At 72.9% G+C, this 19,626-nt stretch carries 15 protein-coding genes and 2 pseudogenes; 12 read left to right on the top strand and 5 right to left on the bottom strand.

Features of this window, described 5'->3' with window-relative positions:
• Nucleotides 1-80: 80 nt before the first annotated feature.
• Nucleotides 81-1,975 (top strand): annotated as a pseudogene (locus tag QUE38_RS03590) (heavy metal translocating P-type ATPase).
• 8 nt (nucleotides 1,976-1,983) lie between these two features.
• On the opposite strand, the gene QUE38_RS17400 reads toward QUE38_RS03590, so the two are convergent.
• Genes QUE38_RS17400 through QUE38_RS03575 form a run of 4 tightly spaced genes read right to left on the bottom strand, consistent with a single transcriptional unit; the run spans nucleotide 1,984 to nucleotide 4,257 of the window.
• Nucleotides 1,984-2,244: a response regulator transcription factor gene (locus tag QUE38_RS17400; RefSeq protein WP_350227536.1), complete on the bottom strand. Its 261-nt coding sequence runs from the start codon at nucleotides 2,242-2,244 to the stop codon at nucleotides 1,984-1,986.
• Nucleotides 2,245-2,282: 38 nt separating this feature from the next.
• Nucleotides 2,283-2,627 carry a response regulator gene (locus QUE38_RS17395; protein WP_350227535.1) on the bottom strand — a complete coding sequence of 115 codons (345 nt, stop codon included), beginning with the start codon at nucleotides 2,625-2,627 and terminating at the stop codon, nucleotides 2,283-2,285.
• Nucleotides 2,624-2,881 (bottom strand): ATP-binding protein, encoded by a 258-nt coding sequence (locus tag QUE38_RS03580; protein ID WP_350227534.1) that lies wholly within the window; start codon nucleotides 2,879-2,881, stop codon nucleotides 2,624-2,626. Before QUE38_RS03580 ends, QUE38_RS17395 begins: the two co-directional genes overlap by 4 nt.
• Nucleotides 2,803-4,257 carry a histidine kinase dimerization/phosphoacceptor domain-containing protein gene (locus QUE38_RS03575; protein WP_286310248.1) on the bottom strand — a complete coding sequence of 485 codons (1,455 nt, stop codon included), beginning with the start codon at nucleotides 4,255-4,257 and terminating at the stop codon, nucleotides 2,803-2,805. Before QUE38_RS03575 ends, QUE38_RS03580 begins: the two co-directional genes overlap by 79 nt.
• A 204-nt stretch (nucleotides 4,258-4,461) precedes the next feature.
• On the opposite strand from QUE38_RS03575, the gene QUE38_RS03570 reads away from it, so the two are divergent.
• The 9 genes and pseudogenes from QUE38_RS03570 to nagB all read left to right on the top strand — a co-directional run bounded on the left by QUE38_RS03570 (nucleotide 4,462) and on the right by nagB (nucleotide 16,390).
• The gene (locus QUE38_RS03570) at nucleotides 4,462-5,055 is read left to right on the top strand and encodes a hypothetical protein (protein WP_286310247.1); all 594 of its coding nucleotides are present in this window, start codon (nucleotides 4,462-4,464) and stop codon (nucleotides 5,053-5,055) included.
• A gap of 377 nt (nucleotides 5,056-5,432) precedes the next feature.
• Nucleotides 5,433-8,363 carry a S8 family peptidase gene (locus QUE38_RS03565; protein WP_286310246.1) on the top strand — a complete coding sequence of 977 codons (2,931 nt, stop codon included), beginning with the start codon at nucleotides 5,433-5,435 and terminating at the stop codon, nucleotides 8,361-8,363.
• A 182-nt stretch (nucleotides 8,364-8,545) separates the two neighbouring features.
• Nucleotides 8,546-9,805: an ROK family transcriptional regulator gene (locus QUE38_RS03560; protein ID WP_286310245.1), complete on the top strand. Its 1,260-nt coding sequence runs from the start codon at nucleotides 8,546-8,548 to the stop codon at nucleotides 9,803-9,805.
• A gap of 69 nt (nucleotides 9,806-9,874) precedes the next feature.
• The gene (locus QUE38_RS03555) at nucleotides 9,875-11,116 is read left to right on the top strand and encodes an extracellular solute-binding protein (protein ID WP_286310244.1); all 1,242 of its coding nucleotides are present in this window, start codon (nucleotides 9,875-9,877) and stop codon (nucleotides 11,114-11,116) included.
• Nucleotides 11,117-11,311: 195 nt separating this feature from the next.
• The gene (locus tag QUE38_RS03550) at nucleotides 11,312-12,292 is read left to right on the top strand and encodes a carbohydrate ABC transporter permease (RefSeq protein ID WP_286310243.1); all 981 of its coding nucleotides are present in this window, start codon (nucleotides 11,312-11,314) and stop codon (nucleotides 12,290-12,292) included.
• The gene (locus QUE38_RS03545) at nucleotides 12,289-13,233 is read left to right on the top strand and encodes a carbohydrate ABC transporter permease (RefSeq protein ID WP_350227532.1); all 945 of its coding nucleotides are present in this window, start codon (nucleotides 12,289-12,291) and stop codon (nucleotides 13,231-13,233) included. Before QUE38_RS03550 ends, QUE38_RS03545 begins: the two co-directional genes overlap by 4 nt.
• Nucleotides 13,230-14,696: a glycoside hydrolase family 3 protein gene (locus QUE38_RS03540; RefSeq protein ID WP_286310242.1), complete on the top strand. Its 1,467-nt coding sequence runs from the start codon at nucleotides 13,230-13,232 to the stop codon at nucleotides 14,694-14,696. Before QUE38_RS03545 ends, QUE38_RS03540 begins: the two co-directional genes overlap by 4 nt.
• Nucleotides 14,693-15,613 (top strand): ROK family protein, encoded by a 921-nt coding sequence (locus QUE38_RS03535; protein ID WP_286310241.1) that lies wholly within the window; start codon nucleotides 14,693-14,695, stop codon nucleotides 15,611-15,613. Before QUE38_RS03540 ends, QUE38_RS03535 begins: the two co-directional genes overlap by 4 nt.
• Nucleotides 15,606-16,390: pseudogene (gene nagB, locus QUE38_RS03530) on the top strand (glucosamine-6-phosphate deaminase). The gene QUE38_RS03535 and the pseudogene nagB overlap by 8 nt, the downstream one beginning before the upstream one ends.
• A gap of 7 nt (nucleotides 16,391-16,397) precedes the next feature.
• Here the strand turns inward: nagB and QUE38_RS03525 are convergent.
• The gene (locus QUE38_RS03525; protein WP_286310240.1) at nucleotides 16,398-17,012 is read right to left on the bottom strand and encodes a TetR/AcrR family transcriptional regulator; all 615 of its coding nucleotides are present in this window, start codon (nucleotides 17,010-17,012) and stop codon (nucleotides 16,398-16,400) included.
• 94 nt (nucleotides 17,013-17,106) lie between these two features.
• Between QUE38_RS03525 and QUE38_RS03520 the strand changes: the two genes are divergently transcribed.
• Together QUE38_RS03520 and QUE38_RS03515 are read left to right on the top strand one after the other, a co-directional pair.
• Complete coding sequence (locus QUE38_RS03520; RefSeq protein WP_286310239.1) at nucleotides 17,107-18,015, top strand: ABC transporter ATP-binding protein; 909 nt, start codon at nucleotides 17,107-17,109, stop codon at nucleotides 18,013-18,015.
• Between the two features lies 1 nt (nucleotide 18,016).
• Nucleotides 18,017-19,612: an ABC transporter permease gene (locus QUE38_RS03515; RefSeq protein WP_286310238.1), complete on the top strand. Its 1,596-nt coding sequence runs from the start codon at nucleotides 18,017-18,019 to the stop codon at nucleotides 19,610-19,612.
• Nucleotides 19,613-19,626 lie beyond the last annotated feature (14 nt).

Raw genomic sequence — 19,626 nt, 5'->3', positions numbered from 1 at the left:
TGCCACGGGGCATCCGGCCCCGTCGTCGTCTCCGCGGCGCGTGCGGTCCGCACCGCGCCCGGCTGGGGCAGACTCGGGGCATGGGGAGCGTGCTCCGCGCCGCACGGCGCTATCCGTTCGTCGCCGCGACGCTCGCGGTGGGGCTCGTGGCGATCCTGCTCGCGCTGGCCGGCGCCGGCGACGCGGTCGCGTGGCTCTGCTCGCTCTACGCGCTCGGGGTGGCGGCCTGGCAGGCGGTCGGGATGGTGCGCGACATCCTGCGCGGCCACTGGGGGCTGGACGTGCTCGCGGTGACTGCGATCGTGGCGACCGTGGTGGTGGGGGAGTACGTCGCCGCGCTCATCGTGGTGCTCATGCTCACCGGCGGCGAGGCGCTCGAGGACTACGCCGGGCGGCGAGCGAAGCGCGAGCTCGACGCGCTGTTGACCCGTGCGCCGCAGCACGCACACCGGGTGGAGGGCGACCGGTTCGCCGACGTGCCGGTCGACGAGGTGCGACCGGGCGACGTGCTGCTCGTGCGACCCAGCGAGATCGTGCCGGTCGACGGCACGCTGCGCTCGCCCGAGGCGTCGGTCGACGAGTCGTCGATCACGGGTGAGAGCGTGCCGGTCGAGAGACGGGCGGGAGACGCGTTGCTGAGCGGGTCGGTGAACGGACCCGTCGCGATCGAGCTCGCCGCGACCGCGCGCGCCGCCGACAGCCAGTACCAGCAGATCGTCGCGCTCGTCGCCGAGGCCGCGGCCAGCCGGGCGCCGGTGGTTCGGCTCGCCGATCGGTACGCGGTGCCCTTCACGGTGCTCTCGCTGCTGCTGGCCGGCGTCGCGTGGTGGGTGTCGGGAGATCCGGTGCGCTTCGCGGAGGTGCTCGTGCTCGCGACGCCGTGCCCGCTGCTCATCGCCGCCCCGGTCGCGTTCATGGGCGGGATGAGCCGCGCGGCGCGCAACGGCGTGATCGTGAAGGGCGGCGGCGTCCTGGAGCAGCTCGCTCGGGCGCGCACGGCCGTGTTCGACAAGACCGGCACGCTCACGCACGGCACCCCCGAGCTGGTCGCGGTGCGACCCGAGACCGGGTTCGAGGCCGACGAGCTGCTCGGCCTCGTGGCATCCGCCGAGCAGTACTCGTCGCACGTGCTCGCGGAGTCGATGATCGATGCGGCGCGCTCGCGCGGCCTGTCGCTGCACGATGCCGTGGGTGCGCGCGAGGAGGCGACGAACGGCGTCGTCGCCGGCATCGACGGCCGCGAGGTCGTCGTCGGGAAGTTCGCGTTCGTCCGGACGCACGCGCCGGCGGCGGACCGCACGCGCATCGACCCGGGGAGCTCGCCGTCTACGTCGCGGTCGACGGCGTCTACGCCGGTGCGCTGCTCGCCCGCGACCGCGTGCGCGACAACGCCGGTGACACGCTCGCACGCCTCGACGAGCTCGGCGTGCACCACACCCGGATGCTCACGGGCGACGCGCAGGCGACGGCCGACCACATCGCGGCCGAGCTCGGCATCGAGCGCGTGCGGGCCGAGTGCCTGCCGGCGGACAAGGTGGCGGAGGTCGCCGGCATCGCCGAGCGGCCGGTGATCATGGTCGGCGACGGCGTCAACGACGCGCCCGTGCTCGCGGCGGCCGACGTGGGCATCGCGATGGGCGCACGGGGCGCCACCGCGGCGAGCGAGTCGGCGAGTGCCGTGATCCTGGTCGACGACCTGTCCCGCACGGCGAAGGCGGTCGAGATCGGGCGCGACACCGTGCGCATCGCGCTGCAGAGCATCTGGATTGGCATCGTCGTGTCGATCGCGCTCATGCTCGTCGCCACGTTCGGGGTGATCCCGGCGACCGTGGGCGCGCTGCTGCAGGAGGTCGTCGACCTCATCACGATCCTCGCCGCGCTGCGGGCGATCGGCGGGCGACGCGACGCCCGGGCGGCGGACGCGGTGTCCGCACCTGCAGAGCGGTCGGGAGTCGTTCCCGGCCGGACGCGCTGAGGGGCGGCTCAGCCGGCGAGGCCCGACGTGTGCGCGACGACGACCGCCTGGACGCGGTCGCGCACCCCGAGTTTCAGCAGCACGCGGGTGACGTGGGTCTTCACCGTCGTCTCGGCCAGAAAGAGCTCCGCGCCGATCTCCGCGTTGGAGAGGCCGCGCGCCAGCGCACGGAGCACGTCCCGCTCGCGTGGGGTGAGCTCGGCTGCGCCGGCCGGGGCGCCCACCGGCGCCGGACGCTCGACGTAGCTCTGCACGAGCCGGCTCACCACGCTCGGCCCGAACCTCGACTCGCCGGACGCGCAGGCCTTCACAGCCGCGATGAGCTCGCGGGGCGGAGTGGTCTTGATGAGGAATCCGGATGCCCCGGCGCGGAGCGCCCCGCGACGTATTCGTCGAGGTCGAACATCGTGAGCACCATGACCCGGGTCGACGGCACGGCCTCCAGCACGGGCCCGATCGCGGCGATGCCGTCTCCGCCCGGCATCTCGACGTCCATGAGCACGAGGTCGGGTCGGAGGCGCGCCGCCTCGCGCACTGCCGCGGGGCCGTCGTCGCAGACGCCGACGACCTCCAGTTCCGGGTCGGACTCGAGGATCGAGACGAGGCCGCTCCGGAGCAGCTCGTGGTCGTCGGCGAGGAGCACCCGTGTCACTCCGGCACCCCGCTTCCCGCCGTGAGCGGCAGCCGGGCGGCGAGCGCGAACCCGCCACCGTCGCGTGGGCCGGCCGCGAAGGCACCGCCCGCCTCGGCCACCCGCTCGCCGAGGCCGGTGAGCCCGTAGCCTCCGCCCGGGTCCGGCGTGGTCGTCGCGCCGTCGTCCTCCACGGTCACCTCGAGCGCGCCGTCGACCAGCGCGACCCGCACGCGGATGCGCGACCCCGGTGCGTGGCGGGCGGCATTCGCCACGCCCTCCTGCGCGATCCGGTACGCGGTCTCGGCGATGCCGCCCGGGAGCGGGGGAGCGGGTCCGGCAGCGATGCCCTCACATCGACGCCCGCGCGACGCATCCGTTCCACGAGGTCCGGCAGGTCCTCGGGGCCGCGGTCCGCCGACCCGCCGATCGCGGCGCCCGCCAGCCGCGGCATGAGGTCGTCGAGCTCTCCGACCGCCTGGTCGGCCGCCGCGACGATCACGTCGATCGCCCGCAGCGCACCCGGTCGGTCGTCGGCCCAGCGCAACTCCGCTGCGCCCGCCTGCATCACGATCACGCCGATCGTGCCCGACACCGCGTCATGCAGCTCGCGGGCCGTCGCGACCCGGTCGCGGCGGACCGCGGCCGCAGCTTCCTTCGCCAGGAGCGCGTCGTAGGCGGCCGCCCGGGCGGCGCTGCGGCGTCGGCGTGCGTCGAGCAGGCGGCTCGCGAGCCCCGTGAGCGCAGCGGCGGCGAGGATCACGATCAGGATCCCGACGTTGTCGGGCGACCACACGGCCTGCGACCAGACGCCGGCGACCACGAGCAGGAGAGGGCCGGCGACGGCCTTCGGGCCGCGCCAGGGGTGGCTCACCGCCGCCCACATCGGCAGGCCGAAGGCCAGTACCGTCCAGATGCCGAACGACACCGGGGCTCCCAGGGCCGAGCCGAACGCGATCGCGACCGCCTGCACGAGGAGCGTCGCACCGGGGTCGGTGCGCCAGGCGATCGTCGCGGCGGCCGCGAACGCGCCGAGCGGCACGGCGACGGTTCGCATGCCCTCCGGGGCGAGCGTCGGGCCGGTGGTCGCCTCGACCAGGCAGACGGCGACCGCGATGCAGGCGAGGGCGATGTCGAGGCCGCGGGGACGCCGCCGACGAGTGCGGGCCGGCGCATCGGGCGGCGTGGGCTCGCCGTCGCCGCCGGGTGCCCGGAGGAGCTCCAGCAGCAGGCGCAGTTCGGCGGTGGCGGCCCGCCCCTCGCGCTGGATGGCGCGCAGGACGGCGGGCACGTCGGCCGTGGCGGTCGACTCCCCGAGCCCGATGGCGCGCGATCGGATGCCGAGGACCGCTCGCCGGACCACGGCCTCGATGTCGGCCGACATCCGGGCGCGCTCCTCGTCGACCGCGGCCCGCACGGCGTCCTCGGGCCTGCGGCCGATCGTGCGCTCCGCGTGGACCGCGGCGAGGCGCGCGGAGCGCCACGCCAGGATCGCGGCGCGTACGCCGAGCCCGAGGAAGGCGAAGAGGATCGACACGAAGACGACGTCGAGGGGTGGCAGTTCGCCGCCGTGCAGCGCGCCGACGGCGCCGGTCGCGGCGACGACCGCGACGACCGCGACGACGGCGTACGACAGGATCCGCGGGCCCATGGGACGCACGCTACTGGTCCGCCGGTCACGGGCGCATCCTCCTCGGGGAGGACCCCTGCGCCGTGCACACGGAGGAGTCCAGTCGGTGCGGGCTGGAGGACCCGGGCGGTCCGCGGGACGGATCCGCCTCCGACCGCTCAGCGGCAGCCTGATCGAGGGCGGTCGACCGATCGCCGCCGCACGCACCGACCGGAGGAGTCCGTCATGTCCCGCATCCGCATCGCCGCCCTCGTCGCCGCGATCGCCACGTCCGCGATCGCCCTCACCGATGCGCTCATCCGCATCTTCACCGGTAGAGACTCGGTCTTCGCCTACGGGAGTGCGCTCCCGGTCGTGGAGACGGTCGGCGGCATCATCCACGTCGCCTGCTACGCGCTGATCGTGGTCGTGCTGTTCACGGTCGCAGCGCCCGGCTTCCGCGGGCGACCGTGGCGCAACGTCGTGCGCTGGGCGCTGGCGTTCGTCTACGGTGCCATGGCCGTCGGCCTCGGGGCGAGCCTGTTCGGCCTCGAGATCACCGGCGTCCTCGAGCTCATCGTCAACATCGGCTTCTTCGGGATGCTGCTCTTCCCGTTCGCGCTCGGCGTCACGATGCTCATCCAGCGCGACCGTTCGGCATCCGCCTGGCTGCTGACGCTCACGCTGCCGGCGGTCGTGCTGATGTTCGTGCTGCCTGCGGTCGCGGCGCACCCCGGGTACGCGGAGACGCTCGCGAATCTCGGGCTCGCGCTGCTCGGGTTTCCCGCCGTCCGGGCGACGAGTCGTGCCGGGCGAGTCGCCTCGGTGACGACGGCTTGACGTGTCACTCGGCTCGGTGCCCGACGTCGGGCACCGAGCCTGACCCTGAGGGAACCTCAGATCCATTCGAGGATTCTTCGAGCAATCCTCGACGAGGCAAAGATCGTGCATGATACGCAGCGAATCTGCGTGTGGAGTGCCTTCATCCTGCGAATTCCTTGGGATAGGTTCGATGACACTGTGCAACCCCCTGATCGGGGGTCTGCGCATCATCCGAAGACAGGGGATTCGATTTGCATGCAACACAGCGACGGGCTCGGCCCGTCAGGATTCGCGGCATCGCGGCGGCAGCGCTGAGCGGTGCCGTCGTCGTTTCCGGGGCGCTCGGCGTCGGGGGAGCGGCGCTGGCGGCACCGACCTCGACGGGGCCTGCGGCGGTGTCGGGGGCGACGGGGTACGTCGACCTGACCGACTTCACCGACGGTCGCTACATCGTCCTGCTCGACGAGTCGCCGGTCACCACGTACGACGGCGGCGTCTCCGGCATCGCCCCGACCGCTCCGGGCAACGGCCGCGCCTTCGAGGCGACGTCGAAGAATGCGCGGGCGTACGCGAACTACCTCGAGGCCAAGCAGGACAAGCTGGCCAAGAGCGTCGGCGCGAAGGTCGCGACCTCGTACACGGTCGCGCTCAACGGCTTCGCCGCCGACCTCACCGCCGATCAGGCGGCGACGCTCGCCGGCATGCGCGGCGTGACGGTCGAAGCCGACCAGATCTACCACCTCGACGCGACCCCGTCGACGGAGTTCCTGGGCCTCGGCGCGGGCGCCGATGGCACGGGCGGGGTGTGGGATGCCACGGGCGGTCGCGACACCGCGGGCGAGGGCATCGTCGTGGGCATCCTCGACACCGGCATCGCGCCCGAGAACGCCTCCTTCGCGGGCGACCCGCTGGGCACGACCGCCGGCGACGAGCCCTACCTCGACGGCGACGTGATCGCCTACGCGAAGGCCGACGGCGGCACCTTCACCGGTACCTGCCAGGTCGGCGAGCAGTTCGAGGCGAGCGACTGCTCGACGAAGGTCGTCGGCGCGCGCTACTACCTCGACGGCTTCGGCGCTGCCGCGATCGGCGACGCGAGCGTCGGCGAGTACGTCTCGCCGCGCGACGGCGACGGCCACGGCTCGCACACGGCAGGCACCGCGGCGGGCGACCCCGTCGGCGAGGTGACCGTCGGCAGCAACGCGTTCGACGGCGTGGTCGGCGTCGCGCCCGCGGCGAAGATCGCGGCCTACAAGGTGTGCTGGTCGGGTCCCGACCCCGCAAGCCAGGACGACGACGGCTGCGCAGGCAGCGACCTGCTCGCGGGCATCGACGACGCGGTCGCCGACGGCGTCGACGTGATCAACTTCTCGATCGGCGGCGGCGCGGCCACGTCGACCGTGGTCGGAACCGACTGGGCGTTCCTCAACGCCGCATCGGTCGGCGTGTTCGTCGCGGCCTCGGCGGGCAACTCCGGGCCCGGCGCATCGACGCTCGACAACGCGGCACCGTGGATCACCACGGTCGCGGCGTCGACGATTCCGAGCTACGAGGCGACCGCCACGTTCGACGGCGGCTCGAAGGCCGTCGGCGGCTCCGTGACGGTGCCCGCGGCCGGCGTCTCGGGCGACTTCGTGCGCGGCGACCTCGTGAAGACGCGCAAGGCGTCGACCTCGGAGGCGCTGCTGTGCGCGGCGGGAACCCTCGACCCGGCGCAGGTCGCCGGCAAGGTGGTCTACTGCGACCGCGGTGTCTACGCGCGTGTCGACAAGTCGGCCGAGGTCGCCCGCGCCGGCGGCATCGGGATGATCCTCGCGAACCCGTCGGCGAACTCGATCGACCTCGACCTGCACTCGGTGCCGACCATCCACGTGCCCGACACCGAGCGGGACGCGCTCTTCGCCTACGCCGGCACCGCCGGCGCGACGATCACGTTCGCGCAGGGCCGAGAGGTCGGCACGGCTCCGGCGACCCCGCAGGTCGCGGGCTTCTCGTCGCGCGGCCCGGTGCTCGCCGACGGCAGCGACGTGCTGAAGCCGGACATCTCGGCGCCGGGCGTCGCGATCCTGGCCGCAGGCGCCAACGCCGACGGCGACGAGGGGACCTACCAGTTCCTCTCGGGTACGTCGATGTCCTCTCCGCACGTCGCGGGCCTCGCCGCGTTCTACCTGGGCGAGTCGCCGACCGAGTCGCCGATGGCCGTGAAGTCGGCCATGATGACCACGGCCTACGACACGGTCGACGCCGCGGGCGACGCGGTCACCGACCCGTTCACGCAGGGCGCCGGTCACGTCGACCCGACGTCGTTCTTCGACCCGGGCTTCGTCTACGACTCCGACGTGTACGACTGGCTGGCGTACGTCGAGGCCCTCGGCTACGCGGACTTCGGCGTCGGGCCGGTCGACCCGAGCGACCTCAACCAGGCGTCGATCGCGATCGGCTCGCTGACCGACTCGGAGACCGTCACGCGCACCGCCACGGCCACCCAGGCGGGAACCTTCACGCCGACGGTGAACGGCCTCGCCGGCATCGACGTGAGCATCGAGCCGTCGTCGCTGGTCTTCGGAGCGGCGGGGGAGCAGGCCACCTACACGGTGACCTTCACTCGCACCGACGCGCCCGTGGACGCGTTCACGACCGGCTCGATCGACTGGGTGAGCGGCGACACCGTCGTGCACAGCCCGGTCGCCGTGCAGCCCGTGTCGCTCGAGGCACCCGCGGGGGTCCTCGGCAGCGGCACGAGCGGGTCGGCCGACGTGAACGTGACGCCCGGTTCCACCGGGGACATCCCGCTGGTCGTCAGCGGCCTGGCTCCGGCCGAGCAGCTCAAGGTCAAGAAGGGTGGGCCGAACAAGGCCTACAGCGGCTCGGGCAGCACCGGTGACGAGGCGACCTGGGTGGTCGAGATCCCCGAGGGCGTGGCCTACCAGCGCTGGGATCTGGACGCGTACAACGACGCGGCGGACCTCGACCTGCTGGTCTACAAGCTCGACGGCAAGCGCGGCGCCCGCGTCGCGCTCTGGTACTCGGCAACGGGTTCCGCCGACGAGCGTGTCGACCTCTTCGCACCCGAGCCCGGGTACTACGAGGTCGTCGCACAGGTGTACGCCGGTTCGAACGAGCAGTACGACCTCGACTCGTACTCCGTGATGCCGGGCGGCGTCGGCGACCTGGCCGCGTCGCCGAACCCGCTGCCGGGTGTCCAGGGCGAGGAGGCGACCTACACGCTGTCCTGGTCGGGCCTCGACGCGGGTGAGACGTACCTCGGGTACGTCGCCTACGGCGAGTCCGGCTTCGGCACGACCCTGGAGGTCGGGACCGAGTAGGCGGCTCGTACACGCCGCCGAGGGCGCCGGATGCGTGGCATCCGGCGCCCTCGGCGCGTCCGCGCCCCAGTGGGTGCGGCGGCCGCAGCCCACGGCGGAGTGCAGGTCACGACTCGGTAACGGCCGCACGAATTCGCGGCGAACCCTTGTGGGATGTTTGTTCGTAAGGTTTACTAACAAACATGACCACGGCGGATCAGCAGCGCAGCACCCTCATCGAGGTGCCGGCCGACACTGCCGCCGGGCGCGCCGCCCAGGCCCCGCAGCTGCGGCTCGACACGACGTCGGTGGCCGCCGGATTCGGTCGCGCGCTGCGCCCCAGCGGCAAGCGGCTCCCCGAGCATGCGCGCCACCACAACCGCGCGCTCGTGCTCCAGACGCTCTACACCGCCGGCGCCCGCAGCCGCGCCGACGTCGCCCGCGAGACGGGCCTCACCCGGGTCACCGTCTCCGACCTGGTCGCCGACCTCATCGGCGAGGGGCTCGTCGTCGAGCTGGGCCAGCGCGAGTCCGCGCGACCGGGCAAGCCCGCGACCCTCATCGACATCGCCCGCGACGCGTTCCAGATCATCGGCGTCGACCTCTCCGACGCCTCGGTCTTCCGCGGGGCCGTGCTCGACCTCGAGGGCGCCGTGCTCGAGCGCGCCGAGGTGGAGCTCGCCGGCGCGACGGGCGAGGAGGCGATCGCACTGGTCATCGCCCTCGTCGAGCGACTCGCGTCCGCCGCATCCGCCCCGCTGCTCGGCGTGGGCGTCGGCTCGCCCGGTGTCGTCGACGACGCGGGCGTCGTGCGCCGCGCCCCGAACCTCGGCTGGACCGACCTCGACCTCCGCGCGCGCATCCGCCAGGCGGCCGGCGTGCCGGTGCACGTGGCCAACGACGCCAACGCCGCGGTGCTCGCCGAGCACGCCACGCGCGACGGCGACGACGACGTGATCCTCGTCAAGGTCGGCCGAGGCGTCGGCGCCGGGCTCATCGTCGGAGGCCGGCCGCTCATCGGCGGCGCCTACGCGGCCGGCGAGATCGGCCACGTCGTCGTCGGCACCGACGGCGGCCCGGCCTGCGCGTGCGGCAAGCACGGCTGCCTCGAGGCCTGGCTCGCCGAGCCGCGCCTGACCGCCGAGCTGGCGGCCGCGACGGCCGCCGCCGGCGACGACTCGCGTGCTGCGGCGCGCGACACCATCCTTCGGGAGGCGGGCCGCCGACTCGGCATCGTGCTCGCCCCCGTGGTCGGAGCGCTCAACCTCGCCGAGGTCGTGCTGAGCGGTCCGGCCGAACTGCTTGACGGCCCCTTGCGAGAGGCGGCCGTCGAGACGCTCCGGAACCGGACGATCGCGGACGTGAACCGCGATCTCCGGATCCGGATGACCACGCACGGGCAGGACATCGTCCTGCGCGGCGCGGCCGTCATGGTCCTCTCCGGCCAACTCGGGGTCTCTTGAGGAGACTCCTGCACCATGGACTCCGGCGCCCCGGCCGGTGACCACACCCCCACGAAAGGAAACACAGCAATGCGGAAACTCGGCATCGTGGCGCTCGGCGCCGCTGCTGCGCTCGCCCTCGCCGGTTGCGCCTCGGGAGGCGACGCTGCTTCCGAGAGCGAGCCCGAGACCGGTGACCTCCGGGTCTGGCTCGTCGGCGCGGACACGCCCCAGGACGCGCGCGACTACCTCGTCGAGACGTTCGAGGCGGAGAACCCCGGCTCGACCCTCACCATCGAGGAGCAGTCGTGGGACGGCCTGGTCGACAAGCTGACCACCAGCCTCTCCTCCTCCGACAGCCCCGACCTGGTCGAGTTCGGCAACACGCAGGCCCCGGCGTTCACCTCGGTCGGCGCGCTGCTCGACATCTCGGACGACTACGAGGCGCTCGGCGGCGACGACCTGCTCCCCGGCTTCGTCGAGGCGGGCTCGTACGACGGCGCCTTCTACGCTGCTCCGCTCTACGCGGGTGCGCGCGTCGTGTTCGCCGACCCGGCCTTCGTGTCGGAGGCCCCGGCCACGCTCGACGACTACATCGCGCAGGCCAAGGAGCTCGCCGCCGCCAACGACGGCAAGTCGGGCATCTACTTCGCCGGCCAGGACTGGTACAACGCCCTGCCCTTCATCTGGGAGGCCGGCGGCGAGATCGCCGTTCCCGAGGGTGACGGCTGGGACGCGCAGCTGAGCTCGCCCGAGTCGATCGTCGGCCTCGAGCAGGTGCAGGACCTCATGCTCAACGCCTCGGTCGCCCCGAAGGACGGCGACAACGCCGAGCCGTGGACCCCGTACTGCGAGGGTGACGCGATCCAGTTCTCGGCCCCGAACTGGGCCCTCGGCCTGGCCAGCGGCTGCGAGACCGAGAACGCCCCGGCCGCTCCGCTCGTCTACGCGCTTCCGGGTGCCGACGGCGGCGCTGCGCAGGCCTTCGCCGGCGGTTCGAACATCGGCGTCTCGGCCAACTCCGAGCACCCCGAGCTCGCCAAGAGCGCCCTCGCGATCATCCTGAGCGACGAGTTCCAGACGATCTACGGCGAGAACGGCCTCATCCCGGCCAAGCAGTCGCTCGCGACCACCCTCGGCGACAGCCCGGAGGCCCAGGCCTTCACCGCCGCCGCGGGCAGCGCGAAGCTCACCCCGGCATCGCCGAACTGGGCCGAGGTCGAGGCCTCGCGCGTCCTGGAGGACTTCTTCGTGAAGATCGCCCAGGGCGGCGACGTCGCCGAGCTCGCGGCCGAGGTCGACGAGAAGATCGAGGACATCCTCAACGGCTAGTCCCCGCACTCCGGGTCGGCGGCGCCCACACACGCCGCCGATCCGGAACCGGCCGCACCGCGGCCACCCTCGGGCCCCAGGGCCCGCCGATGCCCGGCACGACCGGCACCACACGTCGTGCCGGGCATCCCTGTTCTTTTCGTGCCGCCGCGCGCATCATGGCAGCACCACCCGCTCGAACCAGGAGTCACCCCCATGAGCACCGTCACTCGACCCGAGGCGCCCGCCCGGGACGACGCCGGGGCCGCCCTGCCCGACGGCCGCCCGCCCCGCCCGAAGCGCCGCGGCGGCACCCGCGCACGCCTCACGCCCTACGCGCTGCTCGTTCCCGCGCTCATCATCCTCGTCGCGGTGATCGGCTGGCCGCTGCTGCAGCTGGTCATCATGTCGTTCCAGGAGTTCGGACGCGCGCAGGTCTTCGGCGCACCGCCCGAGTTCGTCGGGCTCGGCAACTACCTCGGCGTGCTGAGCGACCCCGAGTTCTGGCAGGTGCTCGGCCGCTCGGTGCTCTTCGCCGCCGCGTGCGTCGTCATCACCATGGTCGTCGGCGTGCTGGTCGCCCTGCTCATGCGCAAGCTGGCCGCCGGCTGGCGCCTGCTCGTCTCGGTCGGCCTGCTGCTCGCCTGGGCGATGCCGCCCCTGTCGGCCACCATCGTCTGGGGCTGGATCTTCGACTCGCAGTACGGCGTGCTGAACTACGCGCTCTCCGAGTGGTTCGGCCTCGACTTCCGCGGCCACTCGTGGCTGCTCGAGCCCCTCAGCTTCTTCTTCGTCGCCGGCATCGTGATCGTCTGGGGCGCCATCCCGTTCGTCGCGTTCACCGTGTTCGCGGGCCTCACCCAGGTCCCCGACGAGGTGCTCGAGGCGGCGCAGCTCGACGGCGCCGGCCCGTTCAAGCGGTTCTTCCTGGTGATCGTGCCGTTCCTGCGGCCGATCCTCATCGTCGTGACGATCCTGCAGATCATCTGGGACCTGCGCGTGTTCACCCAGATCTATGCGCTGCAGGCGCTCGGCGGCCTCGCCGAGCAGACCAACACGCTCGGCGTGTACATCTACCGCGTGTCGCTCGGCACGGGCGACTTCGGCGTCGGCGGCGCGATCTCGGTGATCGTGGTGCTGTTCCTCGTCGCCATCTCCCTCTACTACGTCCGCCAGAGCCTCAAGGAGGACCGATGACCGCCGCCGACACGCGCGCCGCCGTCACGGCAGGCGCCCACGCGCACGGCACGACGGCCCTCCCCGCGACGCCGTCCGCCGCCCCCACACGCCGCCGGAGCGCGCGCTCGGTCGTCGGGAAGGTGCTCCTCGCGGCATCCGCCCTGGTGATCTTCGCCATGAGCGTGTTCCCCGTCTACTGGATGGTGAACACGTCGCTGCAGCCGAACTCCCAGGTGCGCGGCAGCGAGGTGCACTTCTGGCCGGAGAACGGCAGCCTGCAGAACTACGTCGACGTCATCTTCAACTACGAGCGCGCACCGTTCCTGCCGGCGCTCGCGAACTCGCTGCAGATCACGCTCCTCACCGTGCTGATCGCGCTGGTGTTCGCGTTCCTCGCGGCGGTCGCGGTCACCCGCTTCCGGTTCCGCAGCCGGGTGTCGTTCATCATCGCGATCCTCATCATCCAGATGATCCCGGCGGAGGCCATGATCATCTCGATGTTCCGGGTCATGGACTCGTGGCACCTGCTCAACTCGATCGCGGGCCTGACGCTCGTGTACGTCGCCACGGTGCTGCCGTTCACGATCTGGACCCTGCGCGGGTTCGTCGACGGCGTGCCCGCCGACCTCGAGGAGGCCGCGATGATCGACGGCCTGAGCCGCACGCAGGCGTTCTGGCGCATCACGTTCCCGCTGCTCGCGCCGGGCCTCGTCGCCACGGGCGTGTTCGGGTTCATCCAGGCGTGGAACGAGTTCGTGTTCGCCCTGGTCATCAACCCGCGGCCCGAGGCCATGACGCTGCCGGTGTGGCTGCGCACCTTCCTCGACCCGAACGGCGGCACCGACTGGGCCCAGCTCATGGCCGGCTCGACGCTCATCGCCATTCCCGTCGTGATCTTCTTCCTCATCGTGCAGAACCGCATGACGAGCGGCATGGTCTCGGGGGCGGTCAAGGGATGACCGTCGCGAACCCGGGTGCCGCCGACCTGTCGCGCGACGCCCTCACGACGCTCCTGCCCGGATTCGCCGGCACTGAGCTGCCCGGGTGGGTGCGCGATCGGCTCGCGGCCGGCCTCGGCGGGGTCTGCGTGTTCGGCCCGAACATCGCCTCGCCCGAGCAGCTCGCGGCGCTGAACGACCGGATCACGGACGCCAACCCGCACGCCGTGATCGCGATCGACGAGGAGGGCGGCGACGTCACGCGCCTGTTCTACGACGTCGGTGCGCCCTACCCGGGCAACGCGGTCCTGGGTCGCATCGACGACGTGGCCTACACCGAGGAGATCGGTCGCCGCGTCGGCGAAGCCCTGCGGGCGAGCGGATGCACCCTCGCGTTCGCGCCCGACGTCGACGTGAACTCCAACCCCGACAACCCGGTCATCGGCACGCGCAGCTTCGGCACCGACCCCGAGCTGGTCGCGCGCCACTCGGTCGCGTGGACCCGCGGCCTCCAGTCGACGGGCGTGGCCGCGAGCGCGAAGCACTTCCCGGGCCACGGCGACACGGACGCCGACTCGCACGTGTCGCTGCCGGTCGTCGATCGCTCGGCCGACGAGCTGGCGACCCGCGAGCTCGTGCCGTTCCGCGCCGCGATCGCGGCCGGAGCGCGCACCGTCATGACCAGCCACATCCTGCTGCCGCAGCTCGATGCGGACCACCCCGCCACCCTGTCTCCGCGTGTGCTTCGCCTGCTCCGCGCGGAGCTGGGGTTCGAGGGCGTCGTCGTGAGCGACGCGCTCGACATGCACGGGGCGAGCGGCGTGCACGGCATCCCCGAGGCGGCCGTGCGCGCCCTCGTCGCCGGCTGCGACCTGCTCTGCATCGGCACCGACACGACGGAGGCGCTGCTCGACGAGATCGTCCAGGCGGTGCTGGCCGCGGTGGCCGACGGTCGCCTCCCCGAGGAGCGGGTGACGGATGCCGCGGGGCGCGTGCGCGCACTCGCGGACGCCGCGCGTCCGAGCGAGGCGCCCGCCGCGCCCCTCGACCGCGACGCCGAACTGCGCCGCATCGCCGCCTCCTTCGAGGTGACGGATGCCGCGCGCGAGCGCCTCGCGCAGGGCGCGCCCGCGACCCTGGTCCGCCTCGAGTCCGAGGCGAACATCGCGATCGGCGTCGCCCCGTGGGGCATCGACTCGCCCGATGCGATCGTGGTGCGCCCGGGGGATGCGTCACTCGAGGCATCCGCCCTGACCGGCCCCGTGCTGGTCATCGGCCGCGACGTGCACCGCCACGACTTCGCCCGCGCCGCCGTCGACGCCCTGCGCGCGGCCCGGCCCGACGTGATCGTGGTCGAGATGGGCTGGCCGGGCGCCGACCGCGCCTACGCCGACCTCGCGACCTTCGGCGCCTCGCGCCTCGTGGGTGACGCGCTGCTCGTGGCGCTCGACGACCTGGCTCCCGACCCGGTGGCGGCCGCATGAGGCTCGGCATCGACATCGGCGGCACGAAGACCGCCGCCGTCGCGATCGGCGCGGACGGCGAGTTGAGCGACCAGGTGCGCATGCCCACGGGCTTCGGCGCGGACGCGGTCGTGGAGACCGCGGTGCGCACGGTGCGGCGCATGGGGGAGCTCACGGGCGCCGGCATCGGCGGGTTCGAGTCGATCGGCATCGGCATCCCCGGTGCGGTCGACAACGGCAGCGGACGGGTGGCGCACGCGGTGAACCTCGGCCTCGAGGGGCTCGACCTCGGCCCGCGGCTCGCCGACGAGTTCCGCGTGCGGGTGCGGGTCGAGAACGACGTGAAGGCCGCGGCGCTCGGTGCGCACCACCTGCTCGGCGTGGCCGACGGGCTGCGCGCCCGGTCGATGGCCTACCTGAACCTCGGCACCGGGCTCGCGGCGGGCCTCGTGCTCGACGGCCGGCTGCTGCGCGGCGGCCACGGCGTCGCGGGCGAGATCGGGCACATCCCGGTCGACCCGGCGGGGGAGCCGTGCGCCTGCGGGCAGCGCGGATGCCTCGAGACGGTCGCGTCGGGCTCGGCGGTCGCCCGCCTGTGGCCGACCGACTCGCCGCACCCCGCACCCGACCTGTTCGACGCGGCCGAGCGCGGCGACGCGCGGGCGATCGCCGCGCGCGACACGTTCCTCGCCGGCGTCGCGTCGGCGGTGCGCATCCTCGTGCTCACGTCCGACATGGACACGGTCGTGATCGGCGGCGGGCTGAGCGCCCTCGGCGACCGCCTGCTGGTCGGCGTGCGCGGAATACTCTCGCACTGGGCGGCGTCCTCGCCGTTCCTCGCATCCCTGGACCTGCAGGACCGCGTGCAGGTCATCCCGTTCGGATTCCCCGCGGCCGCCGTCGGCGCCGCACTCGTCGGAGAGGCAGCACATGGCTGAGATCGTCATCGTCCGCAGCGAGGAGGAGGCGGGTGCGCTCGTCGCCGACGCCATCCTCGGCACCGTCGCCCGGAAGGCCGACGCGGTGCTCGGGCTCGCGACCGGCTCGACGCCGCTGGCGGGCTACCGCGCGCTGGCGGCGCGCATCGCGACGGACGGCGTCGACGTGTCGCGCGTGCGCGGCTTCGCGCTCGACGAGTACGTCGGCCTGCCCGAGGGCATCCCGAGAGCTACCGCGCGGTCATCACGCGCGAGGTCGTGGAGCCGCTCGGCCTCACGCCCGAGCTCATCCACGTGCCGAACGGGTCGGCCGACGGCATCGAGACCGCGGGCGACGACTACGAGGCGGCCATCGAGGCCGCGGGAGGCGTCGACGTGCAGATCCTCGGCATCGGCCGCACCGGGCACATCGGCTTCAACGAGCCGGGGTCGTCGTTCGCGTCGCTCACGCGCGTGAAGACGCTGACCGAGCCGACGCGCGCCGACAACGCGCGCTTCTTCGACTCGCCCGACGACGTGCCCATGCACTGCATCACGCAGGGCCTCGGCACGATCCTGCGTGCCCGCCACCTGCTGCTGCTGGCGTTCGGCGAGGCCAAGGCCGACGCGATCGCCGCGGCGGTCGAGGGGCCGGTGACGTCGAGCCAGCCGGGCTCGGCCATCCAGCTGCATCCGCACACGACCGTGATCGTCGACGAGGCCGCCGCGTCGAAGCTCGCGAACCTGTCGTACTACCGGCACGCCTGGGCGAACAAGCCCGCCTGGCAGGGCATCTGACGCGACGTCAGGGCGCTGCGGCGCCGAGGTGGTGCCGAACGGTCGGGGTCACCAGCTCGACGAGCTCGTCGTGGGTGAGCTCTGCGAGGCCGGGCATCTCGAGCACGTGCCGGGCGACGGCGATGCCGAAGAGCTGGGCGCCCGCGGCGACGATCCCCCGCGCGGCCGGTTCGCCGATCTGGGGGATCGGGCCGATGTCGCGGATGCGGGCGGTCAAGGTGTCGCGCAGCAGTCGGCTCGCCTCCGGCGAGGTCATCGCCGAACGTGCGAGCGCCATGAGGATCGGGCGGGTGTCGGCGTCCTCCCAGAGGCGCAGGTACGCGTCCGCGAGCCTCGACGCGAGCTGGTCGGGCGGGCCCGCGAACGCCTCGCCGAGTCGTGGACCGATCGCTGATCGCTCGGCCATCGCGGTCGCGAACAGCGCCTGCTTGTCGCCGAAGTAGTGCCGGATGAGCGCCGGGTCGACGCCGGCGCGGGCGGCGATGGCACGCACGGAGGCCCCGTCGTAACCGAGCTCGGCGAACAGGTCGCGCGCGGCGTCGAGGATCGCGTCGCGCGTGCCGCTGTCGCCGCTGCGACGCCCGACGCGGCGCCGCGCTGCGGCCGCTTCCGTCTCGGCCATTCGCACAGGATAGCGCGCGTCGGGGGTATTTCCCCGGTCGTGGAGTTCGCCCTATGCTGGCGATGTTCCGTCACCATCCGATGAGGAGACGTCCATGGGCGAGACCGATGCAGTGATCCGGGTCGAGGGTCTGACGAAGTCGTACGGGCGCTTCCAGGCGCTGAAGGGCGTGGACCTCACGGTCGAGCGCGGACAGGTGCACGGGTTCCTCGGGCCGAACGGCGCGGGCAAGTCGACCACGATCCGCGTGCTGCTCGGCCTGCTGCGCGGAGACGGCGGCACGGCGAGCGTGCTCGGCAAGGACCCGTGGCACGACGTGGTCGAACTCCACCGGCGCATCGCCTACGTGCCCGGCGACGTGTCGCTCTGGCCCGGCATGACCGGCGGCGAGGCGATCGACCTGCTCGGATCCCTGCGAGGGGGCCTCGACGAGTCGCGCCGGGCGGAGCTGATCGAGCGGTTCGAGCTCGACCCCACCAAGCGCGGCCGGCAGTACTCGAAGGGCAACCGGCAGAAGGTCGCGATCGTCGCGGCGCTCGCGTCCGACGTCGAGCTGCTGATCCTCGACGAGCCGACGAGCGGCCTGGACCCGCTCATGGAGAACGTCTTCCAGGAGGTCGTCGGGGAGGCCAAGGAACGCGGCGCGTCGGTACTGCTCTCCAGCCACATCATGAGCGAGGTCGAGACGCTCGCCGACCGGCTGTCGATCATCCGCCAGGGCGAGATCGTGCAGACCGGCACGCTCGCCGACCTGCAGCAGGGCTCCCGCACCACGATCCACGCCACCTTCGCCCGGCCGGTGCCGGACGCGGCGCTGGCGGACCTGTCCGACATCCACGTCGACGGCCTGCGCATGACGGCGACGGTGGATGCCTCCCGGGTGGGCGACGCGATGGCGCAGCTCACGCCGTTCGGCATCACCGCCCTCACGGTCGAGCCCCCGTCGCTCGAGTCGCTGTTCCTGCGCCTCTACGAGCCCGACGCCGACGAGCAGGCGTCCTGAGATGGCCGCGACCGCGATCACCGGGACGCCGCCCCTTCTGCGCGCGGAGGTCCGGCACGACGGGCGCCTGCTCGCCCCCTGGATGCTGCTGACGACGCTGCTCGCGTCGTCGTCGATGCTGTACCCGCTCATCTTCCCCACCGAGGACGACCGCAACGCGTTCGCCGCGGCGGTCGGCGCGAACCCGGCCATGGCGATCATCTTCGGGCCGGCGTTCGACCTGTCGACCACGGACGGCTTCGCCGCCTGGCGCTCGCTCGCCCTCGGCGGGCTCATCGCGGCGCTCGGCGTCATCTTCGCCGTCACCCGCGCGACCCGTGCCCAGGAGGACTCGGGGCAGGCGGAACTGCTCGCGTCGGGCGTGATGGGCCGCGCGGCCCGACTGATGGCCGCGGTGTGGATGTGCCTCGTCTTCGCGATCGTGCTGGGCCTCGTGACCGGGCTGGTCACCGTCGCGTTCGGCGGCGGGTGGAACGCGACCATGCTGCTCGCGGCCACGATGACGGCGACGGCCTGGACGTTCACCGGCGTCGCTTCGGTCACCGCGCAGCTGGGCTCCGACGCGCGCACCGCGAACTCGCTCGCGGTCGCGACCCTCGGCGTGCTCTTCATCGCCCGTGGCGTGACCTACGCCCTCGATGCACCGGACTGGGTGATCTGGATCAACCCGCTCGGGTGGATGACCGAGACGAAGCCGGCCGTGGACGACAACTGGTGGCCGTTGCTGGCGGCAGTGGCGCTGACCGTCGTGCTGCTGGTCGTCGCCTTCGTGCTGCAGGCCCGACGCGAGTTCGGTGCGGGTGCCATCGCGCCGCGGCCCGGTCCCGCGCGTGGGCGCGACCGCTCGACCTGGCGGCTCGCGCTGCGGCTCAACCGCGGCCCGATGCTGAGCTGGACGATCGCGTTCGTCGCGCTCGGGCTCGTGTTCGGGTACCTCGCCACTTCGGTGACCGACATCCTCGGCGGCGATGCGGCGCTCCAGCAGATGCTCGCCGCCGGCGCCGTCACGGACGCCGAGCTCGTCAGCGCGTTCCTCGTCACGATCCTCAGTCTCGTCGGCATCATCGCGTCGATCCCCGGCGTGCAGACGATGCTCAAGGTGCGCGCGGAGGAGCTGGGCGACCGGCTCGAGCCGATCATCGCCACCGCGACCGCCCGCCCCCGGTACTACGCGAGCAACGTGCTCATCGCACTGGGCGCCCCGGCCGTGTACATGCTGGTCGCCGGCACGCTCATGGCGGCGCTTGCGGGTGCCGCCGACATCGGCGTGACCTTCGGCGACGTGTTCGTGCAGGCGGCCGCGACGGTGCCCGCGGTGTGGACCGTCGTCGCGCTCTCGGTCGCCGTGGTCGGCGCGAGGCCGCACGTCTCCCTGGCGGCGTGGGCCGGCGTGCTCGTCTCGTTCGCGCTCACGATCCTCGGGCCCACGTTCAACCTGTGGGACTGGGTGCTCGCGATCAGCCCGTACTGGCACGTGCCCAACGTCACCAGCGCGGACGCGGACTGGTGGGGGCTCGTCTGGATCAGCCTCGTGACGCTGTTCTTCCTCGCGGTCGGCTTCGCGGGGTTCCGGCGTCGCGACCTCGCCCGTCAGTAGCAGGGCGGGCGAGC

Origin of the sequence: Agromyces mangrovi (assembly GCF_030296695.1) — a bacterium.
Classification (GTDB): Bacteria; Actinomycetota; Actinomycetes; order Actinomycetales; family Microbacteriaceae; genus Agromyces; species Agromyces mangrovi.
The sequence above is the reverse complement of the archived record's forward strand: the minus strand, read 5'-3'. Positions and strand labels throughout refer to the sequence as shown.